At 63.7% G+C, this 7,436-nt stretch carries 9 protein-coding genes; 8 read left to right on the top strand and 1 reads right to left on the bottom strand.

Annotated elements, in window-relative coordinates:
- Positions 1-24: 24 nt before the first annotated feature.
- A complete protein-coding gene (gene thpR / locus M5G17_RS27280; protein WP_273895955.1) occupies positions 25-564 on the bottom strand; it encodes an RNA 2',3'-cyclic phosphodiesterase in 540 nt (179 codons plus the stop codon).
- A 149-nt stretch (positions 565-713) separates the two neighbouring features.
- On the opposite strand from thpR, the gene M5G17_RS27285 reads away from it, so the two are divergent.
- From M5G17_RS27285 to lpxO, 8 genes are all read left to right on the top strand, one after another.
- Complete coding sequence (locus M5G17_RS27285) at positions 714-1,493, top strand: ABC transporter substrate-binding protein (RefSeq protein WP_273895956.1); 780 nt, start codon at positions 714-716, stop codon at positions 1,491-1,493.
- Between the two features lie 24 nt (positions 1,494-1,517).
- Positions 1,518-2,207 (top strand): ABC transporter permease, encoded by a 690-nt coding sequence (locus M5G17_RS27290; RefSeq protein WP_130264183.1) that lies wholly within the window; start codon positions 1,518-1,520, stop codon positions 2,205-2,207.
- Between the two features lie 13 nt (positions 2,208-2,220).
- Positions 2,221-2,916 (top strand): ABC transporter permease, encoded by a 696-nt coding sequence (locus tag M5G17_RS27295; protein ID WP_420793413.1) that lies wholly within the window; start codon positions 2,221-2,223, stop codon positions 2,914-2,916.
- A gap of 9 nt (positions 2,917-2,925) precedes the next feature.
- The gene (locus M5G17_RS27300) at positions 2,926-4,038 is read left to right on the top strand and encodes a succinylglutamate desuccinylase/aspartoacylase family protein (protein WP_273895957.1); all 1,113 of its coding nucleotides are present in this window, start codon (positions 2,926-2,928) and stop codon (positions 4,036-4,038) included.
- Positions 4,039-4,057: 19 nt separating this feature from the next.
- Positions 4,058-4,822 carry an ABC transporter ATP-binding protein gene (locus M5G17_RS27305; RefSeq protein WP_273895959.1) on the top strand — a complete coding sequence of 255 codons (765 nt, stop codon included), beginning with the start codon at positions 4,058-4,060 and terminating at the stop codon, positions 4,820-4,822.
- An 80-nt stretch (positions 4,823-4,902) separates the two neighbouring features.
- Positions 4,903-5,808 (top strand): MurR/RpiR family transcriptional regulator, encoded by a 906-nt coding sequence (locus M5G17_RS27310; RefSeq protein WP_273895961.1) that lies wholly within the window; start codon positions 4,903-4,905, stop codon positions 5,806-5,808.
- 76 nt (positions 5,809-5,884) lie between these two features.
- Positions 5,885-6,364 carry a bifunctional diaminohydroxyphosphoribosylaminopyrimidine deaminase/5-amino-6-(5-phosphoribosylamino)uracil reductase RibD gene (gene ribD, locus M5G17_RS27315; RefSeq protein ID WP_273895962.1) on the top strand — a complete coding sequence of 160 codons (480 nt, stop codon included), beginning with the start codon at positions 5,885-5,887 and terminating at the stop codon, positions 6,362-6,364.
- A 110-nt stretch (positions 6,365-6,474) separates the two neighbouring features.
- Positions 6,475-7,374, top strand: a complete 900-nt coding sequence (gene lpxO / locus M5G17_RS27320) for a lipid A hydroxylase LpxO (protein WP_273895963.1) — start codon at positions 6,475-6,477, stop codon at positions 7,372-7,374.
- Positions 7,375-7,436: the final 62 nt, after the last annotated feature.

Raw genomic sequence — 7,436 nt, forward strand, 5'->3', positions numbered from 1 at the left:
GGCTTGCCCCGCGATGACGCGCACCTATAACGGCCACTGCGCCAACGGCCAGTACTGCCCCTTGCGCGATTCGAACAGGGTGAAGTGCCGCGCACGCAGCGCGAACGCTGCCGGCACCAGGGCTTCAGGCTCACCGCCCTGGTGGTCACGGGCCAGGGTCAGGTGCGCGCGGTAGTCCCGTGACTCCTGGGTAAAACCCAGCGCCAGCATTGCCTGCTGCAACCCATAAACCAGCTGGCGCAACGCCACGGGCGTCTGGCTGGGCACCAGCACCAGGGCCTTGGCCGAGCGCCACGCCTCGAGTCGGTCGAGCATCAGCGTCAGCGGCTCACCCGCCACCTTCACTGCCGCAGCGGCTGCCACAATCGCCGGCAACTGCACCGTCGGCACCGCCCCGACAAACACCAGGGTCAAATGAAAATTCGCCGACGGCACCGGCCTGCCTGTGCCCAGCGCCAGTTCGCTGCGCCAGCGGGCAATGGCCCGGCGTTGCTCTGGCACGCAGTCGAGGGCGAAGAACAGCCGCTTGAACGGCTCAGCGGTTTCGCCAGTTACTGGGTCCATGCCACACGCTCCTTGGGTCGATTGGCCGAGTCTAGCGCCTACAGGAAGGTGCCGTCAGTCGCCGTTTTGATATTTTTATTTTCATTAAATTGATTTATGAAATAAATCGTGTCATTTCTATGCGCACCCCACCCATCGGAGTCAAGAATATGAACAAGACCGGACTTCTTTTAGGCGCCCTGACAATCAGCGCTTGCAGCGCAATGGCCCAGGCCGAGCAGGACAGCCTGCGCATTGGCATCGAGGCCGCCTACCCGCCTTTCTCCTACCGTACGCCGCAAGGTGAGCTGGCAGGCTTTGACTACGACATCGGCAACGCCCTGTGCGCGCAGATGCAGGTCAAGTGCCAGTGGGTGATCCAGGAGTTCGATGGCATGATTCCGTCGCTGAAGGTGCGCAAGATCGACGCGGTGCTGTCGTCGATGTCGATCACCGAGGACAGGCTGAAGTCGGTCGACTTCAGCGACAAGTACTACCACACCCCCGGCAAGTTCGCGATGAAGGCCGGCAGCCAGCTCAATGACCCGGTCACCGACCTCAAGCGCAAGCGGGTCGGCGTACAGCGCGCCTCGACCTACGACCGCTTCGCTACCGAAAAACTGGAACCGGCCGGCGTCGAAGTGGTGCGCTACGCCTCGCAGAACGAAGCCTTCCTCGACCTTGTCGCCGGGCGCCTGGACGCAACCCTGGCCGACATCGTCAACACCACCGAAAGCTTCATCAAGACCCCGGCCGGGCAAGGCTTTGCCCTGGCCGGCCCGGATATCAGCGACCCGCAGTACTTCGGCCGCGGCGCCGGGATTGCCGTGCGCAAGGGCGACAGTGCCAACCTGGCCAGGCTCAACGCCGCCATCGCCGCGATCCGCGCCAACGGCACCTACCAACAGGTGCAAGGCAAGTACTTTCCGTTCGATATCTACGGCCAGTAAACCTGGCTGGCGAGGACTTTCATCATGCTTCATGGCTACGGATCGAGCATTCTCGATGGCGCCTGGCTGACCATCAACCTGGCCTTGCTGGCCATGGCACTGGCCATCAGCCTCGGCCTGATCGGCGCCGCCTGCCGGTTGTCGCCACTTACCTGGCTGGCACGCCTGGGCGAGCTGTACACCACGGTGGTGCGTGGCATTCCCGACCTGGTGCTGATCCTGCTGATCTTTTATGGCGGCCAGGACCTGGTCAACCGCCTGGCGCTGGCCCTGGGTTACCAGCAATACATCGACATCAACCCGTTCATTGCCGGGGTCTGCACCATGGGCTTCATCTTCGGCGCCTACCTGTCGGAGACTTTCCGTGGCGCGTTTCTGGCCATCCCCAAGGGCCAGGCTGAAGCCGGCATGGCCTACGGCATGAGCGCCCTGCAAGTGTTCTGGCGCATCAGCGTGCCGCAGATGGTGCGCCTGGCACTGCCGGGCTTTACCAACAACTGGCTGGTGCTGACCAAGTCCACCGCGCTGATCTCGGTCATCGGCCTGCAAGACATGATGTTCAAGGCCAAGAACGCGGCCGATGCCACCCATCAGCCGTTCACCTTCTTTCTTGCCGTGGCCGGCCTGTACCTGCTGCTGACCAGCCTGTCGCTACTGCTGTTGCGCGGCGTCGAGAAACGCTACTCGGTCGGCTGCAAAGCCGCCGAACTGTGAAAGGAGTTGCCTGATGCTCGACTATCAGTTGATCTGGCAGAACCTGCCGCTGTACCTCAACGGCATTTTGCTGACCTTGAAAGTGCTGTTGATCTCCCTGGCCTGCGGCCTGACGCTGGCGATTCCGCTGGCGCTGATGCGGGTCGCGCGCAGTTGCCTGCTGCGCTACCCGGCCTGGCTCTACACCTATGTGATTCGCGGCACGCCGATGCTGGTGCAGCTGTTCCTGATCTACTACGGCCTGGCCCAGTTCGAAGCCGTACGCCAGAGCGTGCTGTGGCCCTACCTGTCCAGCGCGACCTTCTGTACCTGCCTGGCCTTTGCCATCAATACCAGCGCCTACAGCGCCGAGTTGCTGGCCGGCAGCCTGCGGGCCACCGCCCGTGGCGAGGTCGAGGCTGCGCGGGCCATGGGCATGTCGCGCCTGACGCTGTACCGGCGCATCCTTCTGCCCTCGGCCCTGCGCCGGGCCCTGCCGCAGTACAGCAACGAAGTGCTGATGATGCTGCAGACCACAAGCCTTGCCTCGATCGTCACCCTGGTGGATATCACTGGCGCTGCGAAAACCTTCAATGCCCGTTACTACCTGCCCTTCGAGGCCTTCATTACTGCCGGGCTGATCTACCTGGCCCTGACCTTCATGCTGGTGCGCCTGTTCAAGCTGGCCGAGCGCCGCTGGCTGGCCTACCTCGCCCCGCGCAAGCACTAAGGAGCTTTCATGCAGCAAATTGACCATGTTCTGCCCTGGAGCGCCTGTGGCACCCAGCGCACCCTGCGTCTGTTCCGCTTCGGCAAAGGTGCGCGCAAGGCCTATATCCAGGCTTCGCTGCACGCCGATGAACTGCCCGGCATGCGGGTGGCGATCGAACTCAAACGGCGCCTGGGCGAGCTCGAAGCCCAGGGCCGACTCAACGGGGTGATCGAGCTGGTGCCGCTGGCCAACCCGATCGGCATCGGCCAGATGTTCCAGGCCACCCACCAGGGCCGCTTCGAGTTCAACAGTGGCAAGAACTTCAACCGCGACTTCCCGCCTTTGACCGAAGCCTTGGTCGCGCGCCTGGAGGGACGCCTGGGCAGTGATGGCGCCGCCAACGTGGCGACGATTCGCCAGGCCATGGCCGCCACCCTCGCCGAGCTGCCCGCAGCGCGCAGCGAGCTCGACGGCCTGCGCCGCCTGTTGCTGCAGAGCGCCTGCGACGCCGACCTGGTGCTGGACCTGCACTGTGATTTCGAGTCGGTGATGCTCCTATACGCCCTGCCGCAGAACTGGCCAAGCCTGCGCTCGCTGGCAGCGCGCCTGGGCGCCGAAGCCGTGCTGCTGGCCGAAGATGCCGGCGGCGACGCCTTCGACGAAGCCTGCGCGGTGCCCTGGCTGCGCCTGCGTGAGTACTTCCCCGAGGCCGACATTCCCCTGGCCTGCGTGGCCACCACAGTCGAACTGCGCGGCATGGCCGACACCGAGCGTGAACCCTGCCAGGCCAGCGCCGAGCAGATTCTTGGCTACCTCGCCGAGCAGGGCCTGATCAGCGGCGACTGGCCGCCAGCGCCAGACCAATGCTGCGCGGCCACGCCCTTTGCCGGCGCCCAGTACGCCTATGCCGAGCACCCTGGGGTGGTCAGCTACCTGCAGCCATTGGGCGCGCGAGTGACGGTCGGTGACCCATTGTTCGAAGTGATCGACCCGCTGACCGATCGCCACAGCGTGGTCAGGGCCAGCACCGACGGCGTCCTCTATGCCCGTGAGCGCCTGCGCTTTGCCCAGCCTGGCCTGTGGCTGGCCAAGGTCGCCGGCAACACACCGATTCGCCAGGGCCGCCTGCTCACCGACTGACACCACCGAGTACTGACTGATGAACAAACTGCAAATCAACGACCTGCATAAAAGCTACGGCAACCATCAGGTGCTCAAAGGTGTCTCGCTGCAAGCCCAGGCCGGTGATGTGATCAGCATCATCGGCTCCAGCGGCTCGGGCAAGAGCACATTTTTGCGTTGCATCAACTTGCTCGAACAACCCAACGCCGGAGAGATCCTGGTCAACGGCGAACAGCTCAAGCTGCGCAATTGCCCCCGCGGCGGGCTCCGGGCCGCCGACCCGCGTCAGCTGCAACGCCTGCGCGCAAGGCTGAGCATGGTCTTTCAGCACTTCAACCTGTGGTCGCACATGAGCGCCCTGGATAACGTCATGGAGGCCCCGGTGCAGGTGCTGGGCATCAACCGTAAAGAGGCCCGCGACAAGGCCGAGCACTACCTGAACAAGGTCGGCGTCAGCCATCGGCGCGACGCCTATCCCGCGCACATGTCCGGTGGCGAGCAGCAGCGGGTGGCCATCGCCCGCGCCCTGGCCATGGAACCGGAAGTGATGCTGTTCGACGAGCCAACCTCGGCGCTCGACCCGGAGCTGGTCGGCGAGGTGCTCAAGGTCATGCAGGACCTGGCCAGCGAAGGCCGGACCATGGTGGTGGTGACCCATGAAATGGGCTTTGCCCGGGAAGTGTCCAACCAACTGCTGTTCCTGCACCAGGGCATTGCCGAAGAACGCGGCCACCCGCGCGAAGTGCTGGCCCGGCCGCAGTCCGAGCGCCTGCGCCAGTTTCTCGCCGGTAGCCTCAAGTAAACCCGTGCCTTGCCTCGGCTGCGCGCCGGGGCAAGGCATGGGATACACTGCGAGCCATCATTCAGGGAGCCTTGCAACGGATGTCGAGCACGCCGAAGAACACCACCGTCTATGCCTCGCCGGTCATGCGCAAGCTGTCGCAAAGCCTCGCCGAACTGCAACCGTCGTTGCGCAAGGTGGCCGACTACATTCTGCGTCACCCGCTCAAGGCGGCCACCCTGACCATCGAGGAAATGGCCCAGGCCACCGCCACCTCGCCCGCCGCGGTCAACCGCCTGGCCAAGGCCCTGGACCTGGGCGGCTACAGCGGCATGAAGGCGGAGCTGGTGAGCACCTTGCAACAGATGGTCTCGCCGGTAGACAAACTGCGCAACGAACTGGCCCAGCGCCCCGGCGGCGAGTTCGGCCTGCACGAGCAGATCCACAGCGCCAGCAGCAACCTGGACACCACCCGCAGCATCAACCAGAGCGAAACCTTCGAGGCGTTCATCAGCAGCCTGAGCCAGGCCCGCAAGGTCTATGTGCTGGGCTTTGGCAACAGCGTCTACCTGGCCGGGCTGGCGGCCTCGACCCTGGTGCCGTTCTGCGCCGACACCTGCGCCATCAGCATGGAGGGCGGCAACGAAAACGCCGCCTACCGCCTGGCGGCGATCACCGACCAGGACGTGCTGCTGGCCATCTCATTGCCGCGCTACTCCCAAGACACACTGCAACTGGCGCGTTTTGCCCATGAGCGTGGCGCCGCGGTGCTGGCGATTACCGACTCCCCGGCCTCGCCGCTGACGCCCATTGCTCGCCACACGCTGTTCGCCGCGGCCGACCATCCGGTGCTGACCAGTTCGAGCATTGCCGTGCTGGCATTGATCGAAGGCCTTGTCGCCGGCGTGATGGCGCGCAATAAGGAGGCGGTGAAGCTGGCCACCGAACTGACCGAGAGCGTGATGTCTTACCTGCATGTGCCGGGCGGCAAAATCCCGCGCAAGTGAGGCGGCAAAAACGCGGCAGGTGGATTAGGCTGTGTACGCGCCTTCGCGCCATCACCTTCCCAGGAGCTGAACGACAATGGATTGTTTTTCACCCAGCGATAAGCTGTTCATGCACCAGGCCTTGAGCGAAGGCCGCCGCGCCCTGCCCGCCTGTCTGCCAAACCCGCCGGTAGGCTGTGTACTGGTGCGCAATGGCCAGATCATCGCACGCGGCTTTACCCAGGCACCTGGGCAACCTCATGCCGAAGCCATGGCCATGACCCGCTTCTCCGGTGATGCCGATGGTGTGACCGCCTATGTGACACTCGAGCCCTGCTCCTTTCATGGCCGCACCCCCTCCTGCGCCAACGCCTTGATCGAACGCGGCATCCAGCGCGTGTTCGTGGCCATGCTCGACCCTGACCCGCGCAATGCCGGCGCGGGCATCAAGCGGCTCGAAGAGGCCGGTATCGAGGTGCACCTGGGCCTGCTGCAAGCACAAGCTGCGGGTGACCTTGGGCGCTACCTGAACCAGAGCGCAGGTGCTGAATCGTTAACGCCCAGCCTCGGCGCCTAGCACTATGGTCGAGCCCCTTGGCCGTAACATTTAGTACAAACCCCAGTCACGATTGTTTATGCTGGCGGGCTTATGCCATGGCGCATCGCCACATTCACAAGTATTCGTCCATGAAAATCTTCCTCGTACTACTGTTTGTTTTCTCGATTGCCTACGTCCATTTCCGTGGCCGGGTGCGGCACAAAGTCACCCGCCAGTTGGGTGATCACTCAAGCTTCCTGGCCCCAGTCAACGTGTTCCTGTACCTGTTCTCCAAGCTGCCGGCCAAGCCTTACCTGCCGGTCGAGTCCTTCCCCGAGCTCAAGCCGTTGCAGGACAACTGGCAGGAAATCCGCGCCGAGGCCCAGCAGTTGCTGCACGTTGGCGAGATCAAGAGTTCGCAGAACTACGACGACGTCGGTTTCAACTCGTTCTTCAAGAGCGGCTGGAAACGCTTCTACCTCAAGTGGTACGGCGAAAGTCACCCCTCGGCCATGAAGCTGTGCCCGCGCACCACCGAACTGCTGCAAGGCATCGGCACGGTCAAGGCGGCGATGTTCGCCACCCTGCCGCCGGGCTCCAAGCTGGTTCGCCACCGCGACCCCTACGCCGGCTCCTACCGCTACCACCTGGGCCTGGACACGCCCAACGATGATGGCTGCTACATCTGCGTCGATGGTGAAAACTATGCCTGGCGCGATGGCGAGGGCGTGATTTTCGATGAGACCTACATCCACTACGCCTCGAACCAGACCGAGCACAACCGCATCATCCTCTTCTGTGATGTCGAACGCCCGCTCAAGTACCGCTGGGCCACCGCGTTCAACCGCTGGTTCAGCAAGAATGTGATGGCGGCGGCAGCAGCGCCCAACGATGCCGGCGACAAGACCGGCGGCATCAACCGCCTGTTCACCCGCATCTACAAGATCCGTGAGCGCGGCAAGGCGCTGAAGAAGCGCAATCGTACCCGTTACTACCTGGAGAAGTGGGCAGTGGTGGCGGCGCTTGTGCTGGTGTTTGTTTACATCTGATCTGTCGCTATCGCGGGGCAAGCCCGCTCCCACAGGCTCCACTCTGTGGGAGATTCTATGGT

Source organism: Pseudomonas rubra (genome assembly GCF_028656935.1).
GTDB lineage: Bacteria > Pseudomonadota > Gammaproteobacteria > Pseudomonadales > Pseudomonadaceae > Aquipseudomonas > Aquipseudomonas rubra.

What these genes read in the sequence shown, in the direction of transcription:
- ribD (WP_273895962.1), top strand. Translation starts at nt 5,885, where the DNA reads ATGGATTGTTTTTCACCCAGCGATAAGCTGTTCATGCACCAGGCCTTG.
- M5G17_RS27305 (WP_273895959.1), top strand. Translation starts at nt 4,058, where the DNA reads ATGAACAAACTGCAAATCAACGACCTGCATAAAAGCTACGGCAACCAT.
- M5G17_RS27285 (WP_273895956.1), top strand. Translation starts at nt 714, where the DNA reads ATGAACAAGACCGGACTTCTTTTAGGCGCCCTGACAATCAGCGCTTGC.
- M5G17_RS27310 (WP_273895961.1), top strand. Translation starts at nt 4,903, where the DNA reads ATGTCGAGCACGCCGAAGAACACCACCGTCTATGCCTCGCCGGTCATG.
- M5G17_RS27295 (WP_420793413.1), top strand. Translation starts at nt 2,221, where the DNA reads ATGCTCGACTATCAGTTGATCTGGCAGAACCTGCCGCTGTACCTCAAC.
- thpR (WP_273895955.1), bottom strand. Translation starts at nt 564, where the DNA reads ATGGACCCAGTAACTGGCGAAACCGCTGAGCCGTTCAAGCGGCTGTTC.
- M5G17_RS27300 (WP_273895957.1), top strand. Translation starts at nt 2,926, where the DNA reads ATGCAGCAAATTGACCATGTTCTGCCCTGGAGCGCCTGTGGCACCCAG.
- lpxO (WP_273895963.1), top strand. Translation starts at nt 6,475, where the DNA reads ATGAAAATCTTCCTCGTACTACTGTTTGTTTTCTCGATTGCCTACGTC.
- M5G17_RS27290 (WP_130264183.1), top strand. Translation starts at nt 1,518, where the DNA reads ATGCTTCATGGCTACGGATCGAGCATTCTCGATGGCGCCTGGCTGACC.